Here is a 24,382-nt window from a genome sequence, read left to right as displayed (position 1 = left end):
ACTACGTGATTATTCGGCCGGATTTAAAACCATCACCGAGCGTTTTGCCTGTGGACCAAAAGCTGATTTTGCATGCGCTTTCACTTCATCTAACGTCACACTTTTAGCCACTTTCTCAACGTCAAGTAACACATCGACGCCGTAATCATGCACCAAATAACGAGTATATGCCCATGATCTCTGTGCTGGGTTGTCATCCAATCCTTGCATCGCGACTGCCAGTTGTTTCGCGGCCGTATCCACTTCTTTTTGGGTAATATTTGACGCTAAACCATCAAACACTTTGCCTAGTTTACTCTCTAAAAGTGCCACGTCTTCGGGCTCAACTTGAGACTCCAAGAGCCAATCAGAGATGGGTTCGCGATCTTGTGTCATGGTGTAAATGCTCGGGCTGTAATCAAGGCTAGACTCTTCTCGCACAATATCCAAAACACGTGCATTACTAATACGTTGCAAAATATCTTCGATAACCGTGTCTCTTGCCGTACGTTGGTAATCGCTCGTATTAGTCAAACGCATTACATACAACGATGAAGGTTCATGCCCATCCGCAACCACAGTTCGCTCCGGCACTTCCGGGTTAAACGCAACGTGATAATCAATCGAACGACTCGGTTTCATTTCGATAGAGGCCACATATTTACGCAAAAGTGGTGTAATTTCTTCCGGCTCTACGTTTGCAACAATAACCATCTTAAAACCATCATTGGTTTTGAAAAGTTGCTCATGCACCGCTAGTATCTGCTCGGAAGTCACTTGTTCAACATCATCACTGGACACTATACGATGACGACTACCCGGCAAATAAGAATTGCCGTTTGCTTTTTGAATCAGTTTTCCCATCGGTGATTCAAAAAAAGCGCCGCTCTGCTGTTTAAACTCTTGCTTCGCTGCTGCCATCTGGCGCTCGTCGACTTTAATCTCCGTCGCTAGGTTGTATAGTCCATTCAAAGCATCGGTTAGATGCGTATTTGGCGCCGTAATTTGTGCTCCGTGACTGGTCGCATCAAGCATCGCGCCAAGCGCAATGTTGTTTTTGCGTAAGTAGCTATCTAGCTCTGAACCAGAAAATGCCCCTAACCCACTGCGTATTGCCGTTGTTGCTGCGATTTCATAAGCGGCATACAACGTCGGATCAACAGCGGCTTTACCACCTTGGCTCGCATAGTAAATATACGCTCGACCACCCGCTTTAGTATCTTTTTGGAACCACACTTCGATACCGTTTGATAGCGTATAGACTTGAAAACCACCCGCTTCCTGACGCATGCTCGTGATGCTGCCTTCCTGGGTAGGCTTTAAGAATCCATCCACTTTGTCATACATCTCTAGCGGTTTTTCGCCAGTTTGAAGATAGGCACTGTTTAGAGCGGCAAATACACCGTTGAACTGCTCTGACGTTTCGCTTTTCCCCAAACCAATAAAAAAGCTTGGCTGCTGAGATAATAAAGCCGTCAATTGTGTGTTAATGCTCTCTAAATTCTCGTTGTTGATGAATTCTGCCAAACTCTGGGCGTAATTCTCTTTTGATTGGCTGACACTGTCTTGTCCAATTTGAAAAACACGTGCTTCTGCGTAACTGTTTGGCTTGCGCTGACTCCAATCTGAATCAATATTTGCAAGTTCACCTTGCCAATTTGACATAACGCTATCTAACTCGGATTGAGTCGCACCATAATCTCTTAACGACGCCAAGGTACGAATGAAAGTCTGGTGCATTTGTTCGCGGCGATCTGGTGCAAACGAAATCCCTGCCGACATCATACGCTGATAGTTAGAGTAATAGGGCTCTGCATAAGCGTATTGAAAAGGTTCAGCGGCATCACTGAGTACACGGATCAAACGCTGTTGAATGAGTTGTGTTGCGACTTCATCGCGCCACACTTCATGTTGTTGCTCAATCGTCGCGCTGCCACTTAGACCACGTTCAATCACTAAATGAAGACTTGGTGATTCCATCGTGTTACTTGGCAAGATTCTGTTTTCGTTGTTCACTCGAATATCACGGCGCTTCTCTATTACCGTATCCGAGGTACTTTCCCAGTTCGAGAACTTGCTTTTGATAATCTTGGACAGTGAATCTACGTCGATATTACCAGTCACAATCAACTCGGCATTTTGTGGCTGGTACCATTTGTCGTAAAACGCCTTTAACTTACTTGAGGAAGCATTTTGAATCGCTTCGCGAGTACCAATTGGGTCATGCTCACCATACATAGTGCCTTCAATCGAGGCTTGGTAAGCATGCATAGAAAAGGACTTATCATCCGGATTAGCACGTCGCCATTCCCCGAGAATCACCCCTTTTTCTTTCTCTACTTGCTCAGGAGCAAACTCAAGCCCGTTACCGATATCTCTCATCCACTTTAGGGCATCTTCTAGCTTCGTATTATTCGCAAGGTCAAGTTGGTAAGACGTTTGCTGATAACTGGTAAAAGCGTTGATATCAGCGCCAAAGCTACCACCAGATTGCTCGAAAAGTTTGACAACGTCGTTACCGGTAAAATGCTCACTACCATTAAACGCCATATGCTCAACAAAGTGAGCGTAACCCTTTTGAGAGGATGTTTCTTGGAATGAGCCGATATTCATCACCAAACGGACCGAGACTTCTTGGTCTTCTGTTGGATAAAGATGGTATTTCATACCGTTCGATAACTGGTCCACGTGCCAGTTGGCGTCAGGTTGAATCGGCGTCGACTGTTGTATCAGAGCACACCCTGACACTAATAACGCGGGGACTAACAATATACTGCGCATAACGATTGCCCATAACAATGATTAAGCTAATCAATATATATCCGGTGCTATAACCTTCACATTTTTAATGGATTATCAAATACGCAAATGTGATAAAGATCACCATTTATTGAAATGAATTCTCATTTACAAAAATCGACAAATCCTTACTTTACAAATACATAAATAATATCGTCCCAAATCCTTTTGCTTATTTGATGTAAAACTCAAATTCGCGACATGGAGTCAGTATTTATTTTGAGCAATAAAATATAATTATTGAACAGATTCGAATCTGACTTTCTGCTGCATATTCAACAGCGCAGAGAGCACTGATGAGAATAAAAACACAACAACTATTATTCAAAGATCTATTATTCGCTTTATGTTCAAAAATCTATCATTAAAAAACAAACTGGCAATCTCTGCCAGTGCCGCCATCATTCTAGGGGGAGTGCTGGTAGAGGGCTGTCTTTTCGAGATTCATTAAATAGGCTCGATATCGAAGTCGCACAGCGACTAGAAAGCACTAGCGCATCTTACAATCAATACGTAAAGGACTGGCTACTCTCTAAAGAGCGCGCACTAACTTCACTCTCTTCTGATTCAGAGAAACGTTCTCTGGTTACGCATTTGAAACAAGTCCGAGACTCTGGCGCGTTCGATAACGTTTTCCTCGCTTACCCGGACGGGTCACAAGACAACGCTAATGGGGTGGTTTTGCCACCAGGTAATAACGATCCTCGTAAGTGGGGTTGGTATACCAATGCAATCGCCAACCCATCGAAAGTCTTTATGGATAACCCAACCGTCGCAGCAGCCACGGGGGCTAACGTCGTGTCGCTCGGTAAAGCCCTGCAATTGCATGGTCAAACCGTCGTTCTGGGTGCTGACGTAGAGATCGGTGATATCCTGAACAGTCTGAACCAAGTGATCCTACCGGGTGAAGGTTATATGTTTATTGCCAATGAACAGGGCAATATTTTCACTCATAACAACGGTAAACTGCTGAATCAACCGGTTAGCAAGCTAGGCCTCAACAACAACGACATTACGTCTGCCGCACGTTCAGGTACAGAGCGTCGCGTCTCTATTAACGGCACCGAATATGTGATTTACGCGCGCCACATAGAGGGTACCAAGCTCACAACAGTGACGGTGTTAGATCAAAACTCGTTGGTTGCCCCACTCTACGATGCTGTTTGGGATCAGATCATCGCAACCACCATCGTCGTCGTTATCTGCGTAGCTTTGTTTAATCTGCTATGTAACATCTTGTTCCGTCCGCTCTACAACGTTTCGAATGCGCTTGCACAAATCGCAAACGGTAGCGGCGACCTAACTCAACGCATCAAAGTAGAAAACCGTGACGAAGTTGGTGAGCTGGCTGAAAACTTCAACCAGTTCGTTGAAAGTTTGCAGCAACTTATTGGTCACATTCGTCACCAAGCGGAAGAACTGAGCCAACAATCGGAGCTGAGCACGACTCGCGCGAATCAATCGGTTTCCGATCTGAACCATCAGCAACAAGAAATCACTATGGTGGCGACCGCTGTGACTGAAATGGCATCGGCAACGCAAGAGATTGCAGCACATGCAGAGCAGACGGCTAAAGCCGCTCAAGACTCTTCAGCAAGCACACAAAACGGTCATGAGTTGGTGATCAACTCCAAATCGTCCATCAATAATTTGTCTTCTGAAGTCAACCAAGCGAGCGTTGTCATCGGTGAGCTCAACCAGCACGAGCAAGACATCTCAACCGTGCTATCAACGATTCGAGACATCGCAGAGCAAACCAACTTACTGGCTCTGAATGCGGCGATTGAAGCGGCGCGTGCAGGAGAGCAAGGTCGCGGTTTTGCCGTTGTTGCAGACGAGGTTCGCGTGCTATCACAACGCACACACACCTCAACCGAAGAGATTCGCTCGACGATCGAGACCTTGCAGCAAACCACACAACGCGCAGTGACCATCATGGATACAAGCTCTCAGCTCGCGCAAGGTTCGGTGGAAGATGCAGATCGCGCAGCACTGGCTCTGGATGAAATCAACGCGGCCGTTGCGCTGATCAGCGATATGGCAACGCAAATTGCGACAGCCGCCGAAGAGCAAACGCACGTAACCAATGAAATCACGCAAAACGTCACGTCCATTAAAGATGTGACCGATCACTTGGTAGTTGGTGCCGAAGAATCGATGAATCAATCTGCTGAGCTGAAATCGCAAGCTGAGGATCTCAACTCGAAAGTGGCAACGTTTAAACTGGCTTAAACGCCACATTAAGGACGCTCTTAAAAACAACAAACCCCGCTAGCGACTTTGTTACTAGCGGGGTTTGTTTTTATGGATCGACGTTTTTACTGCAGATAGCTTTCGAAAGACGTAAACCTACACCGCCACACACATCGGCGTGCCTGAGATTGGGTCGTTAAATACTCTCGCTTGTAAATCAAACACCGATGCCAACATACCTTCTGTCAGTACCTCTTGCGGTGTTCCCTGCGTGACTAACTGACCTTTTTCCAACACCACCAAATGATCGCAGTAACGGCACGCTTGGTTTAGATCGTGCAGCACTACGACCACTGTTTTGCCTTTGTCGTTCATCTGCCTCATGAGTTTCATCAGCTCAACTTGGTGAGAGAGATCCAAGTAAGTGGTTGGCTCATCAAGCATCACTACGTCGGTATCTTGCGCCATTACCATCGCAATCCACGCCCTTTGCCTTTGACCGCCAGACAGCGATTCAACTGGCTTGTCAGCAAACTCAATCACGCCAGTATCTTGCATTGCTTGCTCGACTAAGGTCTTGTCTTGTTGACTTAACCGGCCCCAATGAGAGAGATAAGGCGAGCGGCCATATTCGACCAGTTTTCTGACTGTAATACCTTCAGGACTGACAAGAATCTGCGGCAGCAAAGACAACGAACGCGCCAAGCGTTTATCACCGTAGCTGCTTAGTGGTTTGTCGTCATACAACACTTGGCCAGAAGCAGGTTTATTGATGCGTACCAAGGTTTTTAATAGTGTCGATTTACCGCAACCATTTGGACCAACTAGTGCGGTAATTTTACCTTGAGGAATCGACAAAGAGAGATCTGGAATGATGGTCTGTTTGCCGTACGCGACGGATAAGTTCTGCGTTCGTAACATGCTTACCAACCTCTGTAACGATACAAAAGAAAAATGAAATATGGTGCGCCAATAACAGATGTTAGCACTCCCGCTGGTAGCTCAATTGGCGGCTGTAAGCCTCTCGCTAAACCATCGGCGCAAATCACCAACAAAGCGCCAAGGGTTGCAGCGGCTGGAATCAACAACTTGTGGTTGTGGCCAAACAGCAAACGCGCAAGATGCGGCGCAAGCAGGCCAACAAAGCTGATCGTGCCTGCCACAGACACACTGATGCTCGCCAATAGCACGGCAGCAATCAGCGCAAGAATTTGGATCTGTCTTGGTTTCGTGCCAAGTGTAGTGGCGCTTTCTTCTCCCAGTCCCATAACATCTAGCCGCCAAGCCAGCCAAAACGCCAATGGCAGTAGCAGCAATAAAGCACTCCAAATAAACGGCACTTGTTGCCAGTTTCGTCCCCACAAACTGCCGGTTAGCCATACCATCGCCGTGTTGATTTCAATAGGGTGCACAATCAGAAGAAAATCGATACCGCTGGCTAAAAATGCGCTGACAGCAACACCAATCAGCGCCAAACGTGCTGGTGTTGGTTTCGACCAGTAAGCCAGCACAGCAATAAAGCCAGCAGCAAGCAAGCCTCCCGCCATGGCGACCATCGGCAACATTGCCACTGGCGCATTCGGATACAGCACCAAACAAGCGGTAGCCGCCAGTCCTGCTCCGGCGCTTATCCCCGTTAAATCTGGTGAGGCAAGTGGATTACGGATGACGCCTTGAACTAAAACGCCTGACAGCCCCAACCCAGCGCCCACGCCAATGGCGAGCAACATTCTCGGTAATCGATATTGGTGAATCACAAAGTCCGAGTCAGAGAAAGAAAACAGTAATGCAAAAACCTGTTGAGCCGACATGTTCGCCGCGCCAACAAACAGCGTGAGAGAAGACGTAATCAGCAACAATCCAACTAATGCAAACAGTTTGGTTTGATTCATCATGATGATTTCCTCATTGCAATCGCGATAAAGCAAGGTGTGCCCAACAGCGCGGTAATCACGCCCACTGGCGTTTCAGCCGGAAAAGCAATCGCGCGTGATAAAGCATCTGACCACGTCACTAATGTCGCGCCACACAAGGCGGAAACCGGAATGAGAATGTGATAGTTGTGACCAACAATCGGGCGCACCAAGTGCGGCACTAACAACCCGACAAAGCCAATTGGCCCAGCAATCGCTACGCTAGTTCCTGCCAACAGCACAACCGATAAACCACTGATAAATCGCGTAAGACGAATGTTACCACCTAGCCCAACAGCAACTTCGTCCCCCAACGCGAGTAAATTTAAGTTTCGCGCTAAGCCCATGGCGAGCACCAAACCTAAAGTCGCAAAAGGCCACAGTTGCTGCCACTGCTCAGAATCTACCGCAGAGAGTGAACCCGTTAACCAATGCAACACGCTGTAAGCCATGTCATCCGCCAAAATTACCGACGCACGAGTTAACCCTATCAGCAACGCACTGATGGCAATGCCCGCTAGCACTAAGCGCAATGGGTGAGAACGCGCGGAGAAAAAACCGCCCAACAACATGACCGCACCACCACTTAGTAGCGCGCCGAGTACTGCGTTGATGATTGGGTTCAATTGACTAAAGAATGGTACGCCGATGGACGCCAAGGCCATAAAACAAGCCGCACCAGCATTAATGCCGAGAATGGATGGCGACGCCAAAGGGTTACGAGTCAATCCTTGCATCAGCACTCCGGATACCGCAAGCGAAGCGCCAATTAATAACCCAGCATAGGTACGAGGCGCACGCAGCGTCGCGAGGATTTGATGCAGCATATTGCCCTCATCAAACGCAAACCAATAGCTTGTCAGATCATTAACGCTCAAAGAAAAGTTGGACCAGCCAATCATTGAGGCTGCATAGCCTGAGAGCGTACACAAGGCCATAGCACAGACAAACAAGCTCGCTTTCCAATGCGATTTGCTAACCGAAGACGCGCTTTCCGAGCTTATCGCCGCACTCATGAGCGCTCCAATAACGCTTCAAGATTGCGGGCAATTTCTTCCGCAGCCAACATGCCGCGATTTAACGACCACAGTTCCGGAGAGACTTCGACCAGTTGCTGCTTTTTCGCCGCAGTTAGCAACTTAAATAATGGATTTTTGCGCCATTCATCCACGATATTTGGCTGAGAGTAAAGTCCAACTAGTAACCAATCAGGGTTGGTTTTTAGTAAAAGTTCGAAACTGGTTGGGATATACGCTTTTTGCTCAGATGGAGCCAGCGGGCTTTGGATGCCCAGCGTACTCAAAACGCCCCCAGCGTAAGAAACCGGGCTATGCAACCACATCCCTTTGTCAGAAACCACACCAAACTGAATGGTTTCTTGTGTTGCAAAATGCTGTTTGAACTCCGCCATTGTCTGTTTGTGCTGCTCAATGCGTTGTGTCATTTTCGCTTGTTTGCCAATTGCCACGCCGATTTTGTGTGCGGATTCGAGATTTTCTTGATATGTCTCACCACGGCTTTTTAACAGCAAAGTTGGCGCAATTCGCTGCAAATCTTGATAAATCGCGCGATGACGTTCTGCATCAGCAATGATCAAATCCGGCTTGAGCACCGCAATCGCCTCTAAACTCGGTTGCGAGCGCATGCCGACCGATTGCCAAGGACCAACCTTGGCACGAACAGCAGGAATGACTCGTGTGGCATCGTTGTCATCGGCGACGCCTACAGGTGAGACATCGACTGCCGCTAATGCATCGACAAACGAAAATTCTAAAACCACAATACGTTGAGGTATCGCTTCTAGCTCAAAAGTGCCTTGCTCATCTTGCACGCTGCGCGCCTGAGAAAATGCGCTAAATGACATCAAAGCTGAGCTCAACAGCATCAGCAAAACGGTTGAAAAGTGTTTGATCGTAAATTGTTTTTTATTTTTCATCTTGCTTTTTCCAGTGCTAAGAGTTTTCCATTATCTAAGATCGGCAAAGTCGCCAAGGTAAATTGGCGACTTTTCTTTTCAAACTCGGTGAACGAAACGCTTAAAACTGATAGTTCAGATCCAGTGTGTAAGAGCGTCCCGGAGCTGGGTACCGACCAACTGGGCTTGTATCAATCCCGCGGAAGTAATACTCCTCGTCAAACAAGTTGTTCACCGCAACATTCATGCGTAACTTGCCTTTGTCGTCTTTGTATAAATCCGTCCCCAAATTGAAATTCCACACCATGTAAGATGGTACTTTACCCGTTGCGCCTGTTGCATCTTCGGCACTGGTGTTTGCGTTATCGGTATACGAGTCACTGAAGTATAAGCCCGATAGCGTGGTGTCCATGCCGTAAAATGCGTAGGTTGCATCCCAACCAAGCTGATGCTTAGAGGTGTAAGGCAGTTGATTACCTTTATTCGCGCCTTCTTCTTCAAGCGTAGCGTCTAGATAGTTGTAGCTTGCGCCTAAACTCAGTGCAGGTAGTGCTTCAGGCACGTAACGAGCAGAAAGCTCTATGCCTTGGTGAAGTGTTTTTCCGATGTTATCGAAGGTCTGCGTTGAGCTTTGCCATTGCAATTGATCCTCAAAGTCGATGCGATAAAGTGCAGCGTTAAAGCTGGTCGCATCTTGGGTGTAACGCGCGCCGACTTCGTAGTTCCAAGCCAGTTCGCTACCTTCTTCACCCAAACCTCGGATGTAGGCAATTTGTGGCGCACGAAGTGATTTTTGCGCGTTCGCATACGTCACCCACTGGTCAGTTAAGTTGTATGCCACCGTCAAACCTGGCAACCATTCCGTCACGGTGTTGTCTGCCGTTTGTTTTTTACCACGATCGGTAAACGTCATTCGAACCGACTCAACACGCAACCCAGGCGTTACCTTCAATGTATCATTGAACAAACCAATTTCGTTGCTAACGTATCCAGCAAACGCGTCCGTATCTAGATGCCAATCACGCGGAACGCTGGTTGCACCACCGGCGATTGGAGTCTGAGTGAGTTTGTAGTCAATGTCTTCATTAACATAACGGGTACCCACGATCCAGTTTTGAGTAACGGATTTACCTTCGCCAAAGTACATCGCCATTTTTGGCTCTATACCATACACGGTAAATTCACGTGGAGAGGTACGAACGTCCGTCGCTGGCAGAGCCGGATCCGCCCAATGGCCACCCGCGCTGTTAAAGCCCCACTTGAAAAGACGCTCTGACTTATGGCCAAACGTTAGCACTTCTAGCTCGGCACTGTCGGCAAATGGCAAATCGTGAATGTACTTAACACTCCAGCGCGTCGACTTACCTTCATAATCATCGTAAGGACGTTTCGATTGGTGACGATCTTGTTCGTAGTCTTGTGGCGAAAGTGCGCCCGGCATTTGCGTTTCAGCATCGTAACGTTGCAGGAATGCTTGAATCTCTTGAGTGTCACTCAGTAGCCACTGTGCTTTGGCTTGGAAGTTCTTCACGTCCGTATCGGAATGTTCATGGAAGCTTTCACCTTTTAGGAAGTTACCTTCCAACTGTAGTGCAAATGTGTCGCTTAACCAGCCGCCCGTGCGTAGGTAAAAATCATTCAGCGGCGCATCACCGCCATCAAACACGGTAAGGCGGTTACTGATTTCAGTTTGCCACGTGTGTGGAATCGGTTTGGTCACTAAGTTGATCACACCACCGACGTTGTTTGGGCCGTACTGTACTGCGGCACCACCGCGTACAATGTCAATACGATCAAGCATCGACAGTGTTGCTGGGAAGATAGACTGACCAGTGTGACCATATGGCGCAAGTGTTAGCGGTACACCATCCATCAAGAACTGAGCATGACCACTACGGCTTGCTTTCAAACCACGTACGGAAATGTTAGGCAATACGCCCGTTCCGCTTTCATCCTGAACTTTAATACCCGGCACGCGCTGTAGCGCGTTATCAATCGAGCCTGCGGCGGTTTTCTCGATTTGATCGCGGGTAATGACGGTACGAGCACCTGGGTACTCTTTGACGTCTTCAATTTCAGATTTACCAATCACGCTACCAGTGACAACGACGGTTTCCATCGTGGTAGTTTGTTCTTTTTTAGCAGGAGCAGCAACCGCGCTCATGGATGTGGCAGAAGCGATTGCAATCGCAAGCACACTGTAAGTGGTAGACAAACCAGCACGTACACGCACTTTACCATCCAAATTCTGGTAAGACATTAAGATCTCCTTTGCGAGAAATTGAGCCTCGGGCAGAATACATCCCGTAGGCTCTAGGGGCTAAACATCCTCAATATGAGGAAAAAATCGGCTAACAGGCGCTAACTACGCACAAAAAGCCTAGAACTGATATCCGTAGCTGAGCATGAACTCGGCTGGTGCGCCGTAGCCAATCTGGTTTAAGCCAGACGTGCCGTTTGTTGCGCCAAGAATGTATTTCTCATCCAAAATGTTGTAAGCGTTCGCTTGGATTTTGTGACGACCAGTGGTGTACGCCGCCATCAAATCCACCGTTGTGTAATCGCCAAGTGCGACGGCTTCGTCGTTACCTGCGTAACGGTCGCCCACGTACTTCACACCACCGCCTAAACGCCAGTTGTCATCCAATTGGTAAGTGCTCCAAAGAGAGAACAAGTGGTCTGATACATCGTTAGGCTTTTTGCCTGTGGCTTTGTCTTCCGCATCTAAGTAGCTGTAACCAACAGAGATGTCCCACTGTTTGGTGATTTGGCCGCGAGCCTCTAATTCAATGCCTTGGTGACGCACTTCAATTTTATCGATCACATCGCCGTCCACGTTAGTTTGTGGTTGCTCTTGATCAATCTGGAACAGTGCCGCATTCAACATTAATGCGTTATCCAAAAGGTACGCTTTCGCACCCACCTCTTTTAAGTCGGTGTGGAAGAATTCCGCCAATTTTGGATTGATGTAGATACCAGCGTACGGTAACTGCCAAGAGCGCGCTAAACTGGCGTATACGGATGTGTCGGAATTGATGCGGTATACCAAACCAGCACGGTAGCTGACTTTGTCATCATCCAACTTTTCCTTATCTGAGCCCGCTTTTTGTTGTTCGAGCTCCATCGAGTCGTAACGCACGTTACCGATCAAAGAAAGGTCGCCCCACGTATAGACGTCTTGCACATACAAACCTGTCGTGGTGGTGGTATTGTCACGAAATGGCTTAAAGCCCGGATCAGGCGTTGGACCAACGACTGGGTCGTATATATTTTGCGGAGGAAGCGTTTTGTCACTTGCCAACGTTAGGTCGATATCGATCTGGTTGAAATCTGCACCCACCATCAATTGATTGTCCCTGGTTTCCCAAACCAACTCAGATTGTAAAGTGGTCGTAGTACGTGGATCGTAACCAAAGTTGTTGACGGTTTGAGACACTTCATTACCCGTCACTTTGCCCTGACGCGTGCCTTTTTGCTCAAGTTCGATATGGTTGAATGCCGCTCGGTTGTTCCATACCCATTGATCATTCAGACGCCATTCGTAATCCACCGCAATACGGAGACTGTCTGACTCCTGATAGTCGTTTGTGCCGCCAAAGTAAGTGCTTACTGGCAAATCAACTGGCTTGCCATTTTTTGATGGCACACCACGATACGGCACTAGTTCTTGATGGGCGTATTCCACGTCAACATCAATGGTGTGACCTTCCGCTGGTAACACACGAATGGTCGGTGCAATGAAGAAATCGTTTGAATCAACATGATCAACGTACGAGTCGGCTTGACGGTATTCCAAGTTAATACGCCCGTTGACCTTATCTGTAAACGCCATTGAGCTGTCGACCTGACCGACATACTGGTTGTTGCTACCTACACTGCCGTTTACGTGAGTAAAATTCTCACCGTTAGCGCGTTTCGTCACCAAGTTGATGATGCCCCCAGCCGAGCCACGGCCATACAAAGCGCCCGCAGGGCCTTTCACAATTTCAACGCGTTCAACATTCGCTAAGCTGCGGTAAGACTGCAACGTACCGTCATCTCGCAAGCCATCACGGTACATATCGTTGAGTGAATCAAAACCACGTATCATGAACTGATCGCGGCTGCCTTCGCCCAAGGTGTTATTGACCCCGGCTACCCCATCTAGCGCATCCACTAAGCGCACCGCGCCTCGGTCTTGCATTTCTGTTTTCGTTACTACGGATACCGCTTGTGGCACATCAAGCCATTCCACATCGGTTTTGGTGCCTGATTGAGGCATGTGTTCAGCATAACCTTCGTACTGATGCCCGAAGACTTGAATCGTTTCAGTTGCTGATGAGGTTGAGTTCGTCTCTTCTGAAGCCACTGCGCTTGGTGCTACTAGTGAAGAACCAATCGCGACCGCCAAGGGGGTCAGGGCCAATAATTTATTCATTCCATAATTCCGTTTAGTTGTTATAAAGCCAACGGATGGAAATAAGAACAAATATTATTTCTATTTGCAATATTAATTTTATGCTCTATATTTATTTACCCTAAAAACACAACTAACAACAAAAAAAAACAAACATCATAACAATAAATACTAAAACTTCTGCCCTCCGTCTCGCGAGAGGCACATTGGAAGACGACCGTGAGCGACTTTATCAACGTTAGAAGAAAATGTTAGAAAATTAGGAAAGCTCATGAAATCTACGATGATTATCGTAAGTCATGTCGTTAACGATGCAGTCACTCACGGCTTCGTGCCTGCAGCTAAAGCGATGGACCTTCACGTCGTTCTTATCACCGACCATAAGCTCAGCCATTTAGAGCTGGCGAGTCGTGATAGTCACTTTAATCCGGATACCATTCTAGAATGTGATGTCTTCAACCCATTAGAACTCATCGAAACCATCACGGAGCATGACTTAAAGCCAGACGCTATTTTTAGCAATAGTGATCACTTACAAACTTCCACCGCCATCTGCGCGCAATTTTTTGGCCTCCCATCCAAAGATTGGTCTGTCACGTTAAAGGCCAAAAACAAACACTTAACTCGACAAGTGTTAAATGAAAAATCCTTACCCAACACACAAAGCTGTTTGCTGCATCGCCATTCGAATGTGGCATTAGGCATGGCCTTCCCTGTCGTAGCAAAACCCAAAGAAGGCGTGGCAAGTTTAGATGTACAGCGCTGTGACTCCCAAAGCGAGCTCGATGCTTACTGCGAGGCGTTTTGGCAAAAGCACCCAAACGCCGCCATTCTGGTGGAGCAGTTTCTTCAAGGACCGTTGGTTACGCTCGAAACTTTAGGAGACGGTAACCAACTTATCGCCGTGGGCGGTTTTGATGTGTCGCTCTCTGAGCCGCCTTACTTTATCGAAACCGCCGCAGACTGGAACGGACCAAACGGCATTGCTCACCGAGAAGCTTGCTTGGCTCAACTGAAAGCGTTCGGCGTTGGTTTTGGAGTTTGCCACAGCGAATTTATTATTACGGAAAATGGCCCGGTTCTGGTGGAAATTAACTACCGCAGTATTGGAGATGGCCGCGAATTCTTGCTCAACAATCTCGCTCCCTTCGGTTGGTTTAGCACGATTTTGGGTCTGCATCTGGGTCGAAGATTGGACGGCGATTACCAAATTCATGGGTCAGCGCACGTGCACTACGTAGTTGCGGAACACAGTGGTGTGATTGACGGAGGTTCGACGTCGTTCATCCAACACGATGACGATATCATCACCCAGCAACAGGTACTAAAAACCGCTGGAGAACACTTCCAACAGAGTTATTCCAATAAGGATTATCTCGCCCGAATTTCGATTGTCTCACCATCAGGGCGAAACCTCGACCAAGCGCTGCAGAACGCGCTTAGCAATTTCGATCTCGCTCCGACTCGTGAGGTGGCAGCATGAATGACAACGCTTTGTATCTAACGCAACGATTGATCGACACTTGCTTGCGCGAAGACATGTTTGGCATTTTGTCGAAGGCCAAGTTCAGTAGAGACGCGCCAAAAGGGGTAATTGTTCCTCAAGACGAGCAAGTCTGGCTGATATTTGCCAACTCTGATTTCACGTTGTATTTACCTGTTGCGCCAACGTATTACATGCAGCACTGGCGCTACGGTCACGCCAATGACGAAACACCACCAGGTTGGTGGGTGGAGAAAAATGGCCAAGTCGAGCATCAACAGCATTACAAAGAGTGGATTGCGCTACTAACGACACTGGCGCACGAGAGCTCTCACGAGTTGCTGGCGGGATACCTTCAAGAACTGGAATGTGCAGAGAAACACAAAGCGCTGTGTGACCAAGCGTTTCATCATCATGCAGACCACATTTCTCAACCAATATCCGAGCTTGGTTCTTGGCATCAAAAACTGCTGCTAGCCGACCAGATCGCTTCTTACCTTGACCACCCGTACTATCCAACTGCGCGGGCGAAGTTTGGCCTGAGCGATGAAGACCTTGCTAAGTACGCGCCCGAGTTCGCACAAAGCTTTGCTCTGCATTGGATTGCGATTGAAAAATCACTGGTGACATTAACCAGCGGACAACCTGATTGCTGGCCAACAATGGAGCAAGTGGGGCTTCCTGCTGATTTTGCACTGAGCCACGTTCTGTTCCCTGCACATCCGCTCACCCTGCGATCTTTAGAAGCCTTACCCGAAGGTGTGATAGAAGCGCCTTTAACGTATCTAGACGTGACGCCGACGCTTTCCGTTCGTACTGTGGTCGTCAACGAGGCACCGCACATTCACATCAAGGTTCCGCTGATCATGCGATCGCTAGGCACGAAAAATATTCGCTTAATCAAGCCTTCAACACTGTATGACGGCCACTGGTTTGAACGCCTACTCAGCCACCTTGAACAAACGGACGCCGACTTAAACAGTCGCTTGTTCCATTGCAACGAAAAACACGGTGGACACATCGGCGAGGATAAAACCTTCGCGTACATCGTACGTGAGTACCCACTTACTCATTGCGAAGACAAAGCGTTAGTTCCGGTTGCAGCACTAGCAAGCCCAATGCCTGACGACCGCTTGTTCTTAGAACATTTGGCAGAACATTACTATCAACAAGATACGCTGGCGTGGTTCCAAGATTACGTCGATCTATTATGCCAAGTGCACCTCACCTTGTGGCTTCGTTATGGCATCGCATTGGAGTCCAACCAGCAAAACGCCATCGTTGCATTTGATCAACAGGGCAGAATGACGCTCGCGATGAAAGACAACGACGCGGCGCGAGTTTGGCCAGAGCGCTTCCGCTTTGCAACAGACCATGCTGCCGAAAAACACGGCGCAAAAACAATTCCAGTGGATTGCGATGAACTGCTCGACCAACGCATCAAAGTCGACAATGAATTGGCGCTCGGTCAGATGTTTACCACCATCACACTGCAACTGGATATCGCAGCGATTGTAGAATCTATGGCAGCGAAGGGCATTGCCTCTTCAGCATCGCTTTACGCCATCGTGGCCAAAAGCATTGCAGAGCAACTCAACCGATTGGAAGGCGAAGGGTTAGAGACAAAACTGGCACGCGAGTTACTGCAAGAGGCGCCTGATTTGTACGCCAAGTACTTGTTGAGCTCTGGCAGTTTGCTCTCGAAAGAAGCCTCCGGCGCGAGTGACATCAATAAGTTCTATGGTTTGTCGGCTCCGAACTTCTTGCTGCTTTCTAACGAAGAAGCGCAACGCGCCTACTTAGAAGCCATCAAAAAAAGCGTACGTTAAACGATTATGACCAAACTCATCTACAGTGTGTTGTTGTGCCACTTTATCGCTGCGTTTGCCGCGTTAGGTATGCCGCTATTTCTACCCGTCGTGTTGCCAACGTTAGGCGCAAGCATTGATGCGGACTGGGCAGGGGTATTGTTTATCCTACCTACGTTTTGTACTGCGTTGGCGGCGCGATTTTGGGGCAACTTTGCCGATCGCTACGGTCGCCGCCGCTCACTCTTGCGTGCACAACTTGGCCTTGCAGCAGGGTTTGCGCTGTGCGGCTTGGCAGACAACCTCGCCATGTTTGTGTTTGGTCTTATTGTTCAAGGAACCTTTGGCGGCACCATGGCCGCCTCGAACAGCTACTTATCTAGTCAAATTAAAGAAGCCAAAACACTCGGCAAGTCACTTAATAAAACCCAACTATCTGCTCGCTTGGCGCTGATCGTTGCGCCAATTGGGCTCGGCTGGAGCTTGTCAGAGACCAACCCGCTCAACGCGTACCTTTGGTTATGCGTTTTGCCTTTAATTGCGATGGGCATCACGCTAACACTGCCAGCGGATAAACCCGCCGAACAAAACCTCGAAAAGCCAGACTCAGAATCTCAGCAAGAACAACCTGTTGCAAAGAAAAACGCAATGCATGCCATTCGCTGGATCTTCTTTGCTCAGTTCGGGTTTGCGTTTTCTATGGTGGTGACCTTTCCTTATTTCTCGCCGTTTGTGCAGCAATATGGCATCACTCACCACGCATGGATCGGTTTTTTGTACGCACTGCCGCATGGCGTCTATCTGTTGCTGGCAGGCAAAATCCACGTGTGGTCAGATGGGCTGAATCGCCATCAACCGCTGCGCACGTTGTGGCTCGGGTTTGCATTGCTTGCCTTGAGCTCTGCCTTGCATTTGATTGCGTCCGAAACCACACTCATTGCTGCGAGAATTATCTTCGGCATCGCGATGGTGTGTTGTTATCACGGATTGCATCAGCATCTTGCGAGCAATCTGGATCGCAAACTCAGTGGCAAAATATTTTCTCGCTTTGATGCCATGTCCAAATGGGGTGGTGTGGCAGCGGGATTTTGCGCTTCTTTCATTTCTAGCTTGGGGCTACTTGAGGTTCCTTTCCTACTTTCTGCGATAGTCAGCGTAATCACCTTGATCGCGCTGGTTCTCCATTCAAAATTTGGAAATCAACATGTTACAAACTCAATCCTCTCAGACTAGCGAGTTGCACGCGCATGATGTGCAGCTCAATCGTGAGAAAGCCCAACTCAACACGATAATGGGTGTTCTTAATTGTTACTTACGTGAATTTGCACTGCCGAATCAACAAGTGGAATGGTACTACCAATCAACATCGCTACCCCAAACGTTAAAACGCAACTATCCCGCTAAACAGCGGATAGCCGTTCATCTTTCTCAACAAAATGGCGTGTTGGTTTTGCCGATTCACTACGCGAGCAAACTGGGCAAAATCAAATTGGCAGAACTGCCTTGGGCGAAAATGCCGGGATCTGGTTGGGCGAAATTGGATGCCACGCAAACTCTTACGCTTTTGCTTAACTATCTCATGCAGGTATTGGCTATCCCGTTTAACCATGAGCTGATCGAACAACTGGAAAATAGCGTGCTGGTTACCGAGCAGTTTCTCAACGTCGCGCCCAAATCGCATCACAACGAATTTATCGCTTCGGAACAGTCTCTGATTTGGGGGCATACTTTCCATCCGACCCCGAAAAGTCGTTCGGGCGTCACCATGGATGATCTCTTGGCGTTTTCTCCAGAAGTCGGCGCGCAAGTCCCGCTGTACTGGTTTGAAGTGGATACGTCCTTACTTGATGTGCTGAGTTCCGACGGAGACGCTAACCCTGCGCAACGCATGCTACAACAGCTCGCGCCACAACACACCACCAGCAATGGGAAGACCCTCTACCCTTGCCATCCTTGGGAAAGCTACACCATTTTGAGCAACCCAAGCGTGAAGCGCTCCATTGAACAAGGCAAAATCACGCCACTGGGTTTAGGTGGTGAAAAGATGCAGCCGACCTCTTCAGTTCGTACCCTCTACCACCCAGATATGGACTGGTTTGCGAAATTCTCCATCAACGTACGATTAACCAATTGCGTGCGTAAAAACGCGTGGTACGAACTCGACAGCGCCGTGCAACTCACGTCGATTCTCAAACCGATTCGAGAAAACGAACAGCTGCACAACCCTGTATTTAAAGTGATGACAGAGCCTTACGCCACCACATTAAATCTAGAAAGTGTCGCTGAGCGTAATTGGGATGACAACACCAAAGCGCGCGAATCGTTTGGGATTTTGTATCGCGAAAATTTCTCGCTGAGCGAAGTCGATATCTTAAAACCAACCCTCGCTGGCGCTCTGTTTGCTTACGACAAAAACGGCAACAGTTGCATTGCTCAACGCCTTAAAAACAAAGCGCGTACTACGCAAAATCGCTATTCCGACATCGCGACACTGTGGTTTGAACGCTATTTGCATTGCCTAATTCCGGGCGTGTTTAATTACTACTTCAAACACGGGGTAGCGTTTGAGCCGCATTTGCAAAACACCTTGATTGGCTTTGAGCAAGAGATGCCGTGTTGTGTTTGGATTCGTGATTTGGAAGGCACTAAATTACTGCCAGAGTTCTGGCCAGCAGAAACATTAACTGATTTGTCTGAACGCGCGCGACAATCGGTTTACTACAGTCGCGAACAAGGCTGGAATCGCATCGGATACTGCACCTTTATCAACAACATCAGCGAAGCGATTTTCTTCATCGCAGAAGGTGATGAGCCACTAGAGCAAACGCTGTGGAATGCGGTGCAAAGTGCCATTGTGCGTTGGCAATCAGTGAATGGAAAACAGCCGGAACTAGAAGCGTTGCTGAATGGCGGTCACTTCCCAAGCAAAAATAATTTCACCACGCGTTTGATGCAAAAAGCCGATAAGGAGTCGGGCTATACCCAAGTCGCCGCGCCTTGGCAGCAACACGAAAAAGGAGCGCAACATGTCTAATTCACTCTCCCTACCGACACGCGTTAGCCAGCAAGTTCACACGCTCGCACAGCAGCAAAATCAACCCTTGTGCGCGTACTTGTATGACCTAAACGCCTTAGAAGAACACATCAAACAACTGCGTCATGTTTTGCCGAAAAATGTCGAGCTATTTTACGCAGCCAAAGCCAATCCATCAGGCCCTGTTCTCAAAACGCTCGCGCCGTATGTCGATGGTTTTGAAGCGGCATCTGGCGGGGAGCTGGCACACCTCCACCAGCAACAACTCGATAGGCCATTGATCTTCGGTGGCCCAGGAAAAATGCCAAGTGAATTGCAACAAGCGATTGAGCTTGATGTCGATGCAATTCATGTCGAAAGCCTCACCGAGCTACAACGCATTGGAGCACTAACCGAGCGCCTCAACCGCCCTGCTTCGATCTTTTTGCGTATGAACATTGATATCGGCGACATCACGCTCAGCAAGTTGGCGATGGGCGGCAAGCCAACCCCTTTTGGTTTTGACGAGTCCGAACTGAGCAATGCTTTGATGTTGCTGCGCGATTTCCCGCAAGTGTCACTCAAAGGATTCCATTTTCACTTGATGTCGCATCAGCTCGATGTTGAACGTCACTTAGCGTTAATGCAGCGCTATTTCCAAGTCGTGAAAGCGTGGCAACAAGAGTTTGAACTCGGTGAGCTGATGATCAACTTGGGCGGCGGCATGGGGATTAACTACCAAAACCCTGAGCAACACTTTCCGTGGATGGAGTTTTGCGACAAGTTGGAATTCCTCATCGCTAAAGAGCAAGTGCAAGACTGGACACTGCGTTTTGAATGCGGACGTTTCATCACGGCGGCATGCGGTTATTACGTAATGGAAGTGCTGGATATTAAGCAAAATCTTGGCGAAAACTTTGTCATCGCGCGCGGAGGAACCCACCATTTTCGCACGCCAGCGGCGCAGAGCCATGATCATCCATTCGTCATCCTGAAAAGCGAGCAACACCACGAAATTTCTCACCCAATTCAGCATACACAAGCGACCTTTGTCGGTCAGCTTTGTACGCCCAAAGATGTGCTGGCACGCAATCAACACGTCGCCCACGTCGATATTGGTGATTATGTTGTGTTTACCTTAGCGGGCGCCTATGCATGGAACATCTCCCATCAAAACTTCTTGATGCATGAACCGCCGATCTTCCACTATTTTTAAACGGCATACTTCGCTTTACTCAAGCCCCAATCATTGGGGCTTTTTTATTCCATCTCGGCACAAATTCATTGCCATTAACCGCTTTGCGAAATAGCAATAATGCGTTTTATCAGCTCGTCGGGTTCCATTTTGGGATTGCGGTAAAAACGGAAGATTTCCGAGTTTATCGCTTGCTGGGCAACCGGATTGACCGCCATCGAATCAATCATACTCGGCACAGCGAGGTTGTGTTTAACGCCGTAGTGAAAGTCTTGATATGACTGGATCTGACACGGATTAAAATCGCTGATGTCGATATCAGTGCGTACCGGAATCGAGCCTTTTACCTTATTGAACTTAGCTTGAAACTCGACGTCTGCCAGCACGCTTGCGGTTTGCTGAGCCGCCTCGGCAGAAAACGACTTGCTCGACATAAACACCAAACTGTCCATGTTGTAGAGGAATACACCATCGCTGTCAGGCGTTGGGTAACAGCCGACCTCTTGCGGAACCGAGACTTGATTGGCGAGCAGCTCACCCAAAATCCAATCACCGCCGATTTGAAACAGCGCTTGACCGTCGGCTAACGCTTGGGTAGCGGTATCCCACTTACTGTCGGGTAATTGGTTGTCGATCAACAAACTGAGGCGACGAAATTGCGTCAACGCTTGGCGCAGGGTGTCGCTGTCGATGCTGTCGCGTTCTAGTTTGACCATCGCATTGGTGTAGAACTCAACGCCGCCAGTGGAGATCACTAAGTTCTCGAAAAGTTGGGCGACTTGCCACGGCTGCTCACCGACCGCGATCGGTACAATGCCATTTTGCTTCGCAAGCTCCATGGCGGCGAACATCTCTTGCCAGTTTTTCGGCGCGGATAGATTCAGTTGTTTAAGCAGCTTGTGGTTGACCCACAGCCAGTTCAAACGGTGCAGCGTAAGTGGCAGGGCGATGTAGCCGTTTTGTGTTTTATTGATTTCGATAGATAGCGGGTAGAGCACCTCGTCCCAGCGCTGCTCATCGGCAACTGCGTTGACGTTGTGCAAAATACCGATGGCATCCCATGCTTTAATACTTGGCCCTTCGATTTGCGCGAAGCTTGGTGGATTGCCCGCCAGCGCGCGAGCTTGCAGTACCGTCATCGCACTGTCTCCACCACCGCCTAACACCGGGCTTTGCAGCAGCTCTATATCGTGCTGTTTTAGCTGAGCTTTAAGTGTTTGCAGCGCTTGCTGCTCGCCGTCAGAAGTCCACCAATGTAAAAACTCTACCCCTTGTGGCGACTCAGCGCGAGCGACGCAAGGGGCGAGCAACAGTGGGAACAAGAATGCCAGTTTGTTCATAGTCAGTCTCTCGGGAAAGTCAGTGTGGCGCAGAGGCCGCCAAACTGAGAATGGCTCAGCAACAAGTTGCCGCCATGAGCCTTTGCAATACTCTGTGAAATGGTTAACCCCAGCCCGCTGCCTTCTTTATCGTTGCTAGCGCGGAAGTATGGCTGGCAGAGCTTTTCAAGTAATAAATCGTCAACACCGTCACCGTGATCTTCAATTTCAATCTGGATCGACTCTGGGCTTTCACTCAGCGTAATGTCCGCTTGATGGCCGTATTTGAGCGCGTTATCGACCAGATTCTGAATGCAGCGCTTAATCGCTAACGGTTTACCAGCAAAGTGGGTGCGGATTTCACCGTGGATGCGAATTGTGTCCGGCGCATCGGCGATATTGGCGGAAATGTGCTGAATCAGTTGGGTGAAATTGATCGGCTCGATTTCCTCGTGGATATCGGTCTCTTTAATGCATTGCAATGCGCCTTTGACCATCAAATCTAGGTCGTTACTCAGGCGGATAAAGCGTTCTCGGTCGGCGTCGTCATCCAGCATTTCCGCCCGTAGTTTTAGGCAGGCTATTGGCGTTTTCAGATCGTGGGAGATGGCACTGAACAGCATCTCGCGGTCTTTAATGTGGCTGTCGATGCGTCGATTCATTTTGTTAAACGCACGTACCGCTGCTTTCAGTTCGTTGCTGCCTCGCTCAGAGACTTCGGGCACGTCTAATCGGCTCGACATCAGGGTTGCGGCTTTTGCCAGCTCTCGAATGGGTTGAATTTCTTTGCGAACGATAAACCAGGTACACAGCAAGAGCATTAGTGCGGACAGCAATAGCGTCAGCCATTGGCGCAGCTCAAAATAGTTAGTCTCTAGGTTGATGTAAGGCGCGGGTAGCACCGCCGCGAGATAAAACCATTCGTTCTGTGCGACTTCGACTTGCATCACCAGAATAGGCGGATTGAGGTCACCAAACGAAAGCGAATAATGCGCCCACAATAGCGGCAGTTCGTCGATAGGTAGCTCGTTGTTGAACACTTTGAGTTTGTCGCGCTGGGTGAACTCCACCTCGATATTAGGAATGCCGCTCAGCTCGCTTTCTAATACCTCGCGAACTTGGTTGATGACCAACGTTTTGCGCTCGCTCTCTGGCAGTGGGTCGACGTCAATCTGGTGATTGTTGAGTGAGACGAAAAAGCGCGTACCACCCATGTTGCGTAGTTGATTGAGCACCAAGTGGCGATATTCCGAAGGGAGGGTTTGAAAGAAAGCGATGGTGGAAGAAGCGCTCAGTGCTAAGCTTTTGACCGTGGTGGTCAGGCCTTCTTTATCGCGTTCGCTGGCGTGTTGATACCAGATAATCCCGGATAATACCTGCGCCAAAATGATCACCAGCAACAGGAACACACTGGTGCGAACGACCAGTGATCCCGTCCAGCGTTTAATTCTCATAATGCACGTCCGTGGTTAGCATGTAGCCTTTGTTGCGCACCGTTAGGATCAGCGAGCGGTCTTTATCTTCAAGGTGATGACGCAAGCGGCTGATCTGCACGTCGATGCCGCGTTCAAACGGGTCAGCATCGCGTCCCCAGATCTCGCGCGCAATGTCATCGCGAGACAATATCGATTGCGCGTGGTTGACGAACAAACCGAGCAGCGACAAATCCGCGCCACTCAGTTGCTTAACCTCGCGGCTAGCAACGTGGGTCAGTTGCCGAGTTACCGTATCTAACAACCAGTCGTCAAAACGCACTTTACGCGTCAGTTTGCTATTGGCGGTCGATTGGCTGCGTCTCAGAATGGTTTTGATGCGTGCGAGCAGTTCACGCGGGCTGAATGATTTGGTGATGTAGTCGTCAGCGCCCATTTCTAGCCCTGCGACTCGGTCAGCTTCTTCAGTGACGGCGGTCAGCATAATGATCGGGATATCGGAGTTTTTGCGCAGTTTTTGGCACAGGGTAAAGCCGTCTTCACCGGGCATCATAATATCGAGGATGATTAAATCAGGATGGTGCTCGTTGAGCAGTTGCCACATCACGCCGCCGTTTTCCGCGCAAAGCACTTCAAACCCAGCGCGACCAAGGTAATCCGACAACGCTTCGCGAAGGTCGAGGTTGTCATCGACGACCAGTATCTGCTTGTTTTCCATCCTACTTTCCCTGTGTCCTTCCCTGTACCTGCCCCTGCGTTTGGCGCTGGCCAATATGATGCATTCTTAAACGCCCATGCACAATCGAGCCGATTACAATTTTCACTTCTCAGTGTAAGAGATTTGTAAGCGGCCACTTACAAACTGATTGCCTTTTGTAACCTTAGGCGCCGCCTTGCTCGCTATGATCATCCTGACCTTACGTGAAACAACATGAC

At 48.7% G+C, this 24,382-nt stretch carries 15 protein-coding genes and 1 pseudogene; 6 read left to right on the top strand and 10 right to left on the bottom strand.

Annotated features, from left to right (window positions below):
- Positions 1-9 precede the first annotated feature (9 nt).
- Positions 10-2,760 carry a M16 family metallopeptidase gene (locus tag R8N28_RS03825; protein WP_065275530.1) on the bottom strand — a complete coding sequence of 917 codons (2,751 nt, stop codon included), beginning with the start codon at positions 2,758-2,760 and terminating at the stop codon, positions 10-12.
- Positions 2,761-3,124: 364 nt separating this feature from the next.
- Here R8N28_RS03825 and R8N28_RS03820 point away from each other — a divergent pair.
- Positions 3,125-5,010 (top strand): annotated as a pseudogene (locus R8N28_RS03820) (methyl-accepting chemotaxis protein).
- Positions 5,011-5,127: 117 nt separating this feature from the next.
- On the opposite strand, the gene fecE reads toward R8N28_RS03820, so the two are convergent.
- The 6 genes from fecE to R8N28_RS03790 form a co-directional block, all read right to left on the bottom strand.
- Positions 5,128-5,892, bottom strand: a complete 765-nt coding sequence (fecE, locus tag R8N28_RS03815; RefSeq protein ID WP_054575393.1) for a Fe(3+) dicitrate ABC transporter ATP-binding protein FecE — start codon at positions 5,890-5,892, stop codon at positions 5,128-5,130.
- Between the two features lie 2 nt (positions 5,893-5,894).
- Complete coding sequence (locus R8N28_RS03810; RefSeq protein WP_318183323.1) at positions 5,895-6,866, bottom strand: FecCD family ABC transporter permease; 972 nt, start codon at positions 6,864-6,866, stop codon at positions 5,895-5,897.
- On the bottom strand, positions 6,863-7,822 hold the full coding sequence (locus R8N28_RS03805) for a FecCD family ABC transporter permease (RefSeq protein ID WP_373920866.1): 960 nt from the start codon (positions 7,820-7,822) through the stop codon (positions 6,863-6,865). The genes R8N28_RS03810 and R8N28_RS03805 overlap by 4 nt, the downstream gene beginning before the upstream one ends.
- A gap of 74 nt (positions 7,823-7,896) precedes the next feature.
- On the bottom strand, positions 7,897-8,820 hold the full coding sequence (locus R8N28_RS03800; RefSeq protein ID WP_042522223.1) for a Fe(3+) dicitrate ABC transporter substrate-binding protein FecB: 924 nt from the start codon (positions 8,818-8,820) through the stop codon (positions 7,897-7,899).
- A 100-nt stretch (positions 8,821-8,920) separates the two neighbouring features.
- Complete coding sequence (gene pvuA / locus R8N28_RS03795; RefSeq protein WP_318183322.1) at positions 8,921-11,059, bottom strand: TonB-dependent siderophore vibrioferrin receptor PvuA; 2,139 nt, start codon at positions 11,057-11,059, stop codon at positions 8,921-8,923.
- A 120-nt stretch (positions 11,060-11,179) separates the two neighbouring features.
- Entirely contained in the window at positions 11,180-13,216 is a 2,037-nt protein-coding gene (locus R8N28_RS03790; RefSeq protein WP_065275533.1) for a TonB-dependent receptor, read from the bottom strand.
- A 250-nt stretch (positions 13,217-13,466) separates the two neighbouring features.
- Here R8N28_RS03790 and R8N28_RS03785 point away from each other — a divergent pair, with 250 nt between their 5' ends.
- From R8N28_RS03785 to R8N28_RS03765, 5 genes are read left to right on the top strand one after another with little or no spacing between them, the layout of a single operon-like run.
- Positions 13,467-14,678, top strand: a complete 1,212-nt coding sequence (locus R8N28_RS03785; protein ID WP_065275534.1) for an ATP-grasp domain-containing protein — start codon at positions 13,467-13,469, stop codon at positions 14,676-14,678.
- Positions 14,675-16,507 carry an IucA/IucC family protein gene (locus R8N28_RS03780; protein WP_065275535.1) on the top strand — a complete coding sequence of 611 codons (1,833 nt, stop codon included), beginning with the start codon at positions 14,675-14,677 and terminating at the stop codon, positions 16,505-16,507. The genes R8N28_RS03785 and R8N28_RS03780 overlap by 4 nt, the downstream gene beginning before the upstream one ends.
- A 6-nt stretch (positions 16,508-16,513) precedes the next feature.
- Entirely contained in the window at positions 16,514-17,719 is a 1,206-nt protein-coding gene (locus tag R8N28_RS03775; protein WP_065275536.1) for an MFS transporter, read from the top strand.
- Positions 17,691-19,520, top strand: a complete 1,830-nt coding sequence (locus R8N28_RS03770; RefSeq protein ID WP_065275537.1) for an IucA/IucC family protein — start codon at positions 17,691-17,693, stop codon at positions 19,518-19,520. Before R8N28_RS03775 ends, R8N28_RS03770 begins: the two co-directional genes overlap by 29 nt.
- Positions 19,513-20,715, top strand: coding sequence for a type III PLP-dependent enzyme (locus R8N28_RS03765; RefSeq protein WP_065275538.1), 1,203 nt, complete (start codon positions 19,513-19,515; stop codon positions 20,713-20,715). The genes R8N28_RS03770 and R8N28_RS03765 overlap by 8 nt, the downstream gene beginning before the upstream one ends.
- Positions 20,716-20,789: 74 nt before the next feature.
- Here the strand turns inward: R8N28_RS03765 and R8N28_RS03760 are convergent, their stop codons facing one another.
- From R8N28_RS03760 to R8N28_RS03750, 3 genes are read right to left on the bottom strand one after another with little or no spacing between them, the layout of a single operon-like run.
- Complete coding sequence (locus R8N28_RS03760; RefSeq protein WP_065275539.1) at positions 20,790-22,034, bottom strand: ABC transporter substrate-binding protein; 1,245 nt, start codon at positions 22,032-22,034, stop codon at positions 20,790-20,792.
- Positions 22,035-22,036: 2 nt separating this feature from the next.
- A complete protein-coding gene (locus R8N28_RS03755) occupies positions 22,037-23,467 on the bottom strand; it encodes an ATP-binding protein (RefSeq protein WP_017634508.1) in 1,431 nt (476 codons plus the stop codon).
- A complete protein-coding gene (locus R8N28_RS03750; protein ID WP_065275540.1) occupies positions 23,457-24,164 on the bottom strand; it encodes a response regulator in 708 nt (235 codons plus the stop codon). The genes R8N28_RS03755 and R8N28_RS03750 overlap by 11 nt, the downstream gene beginning before the upstream one ends.
- Positions 24,165-24,382 lie beyond the last annotated feature (218 nt).

It is taken from the genome of Vibrio sp. Vb1554, assembly GCF_033344235.1.
The sequence above is the reverse complement of the archived record's forward strand: the minus strand, read 5'-3'. Positions and strand labels throughout refer to the sequence as shown.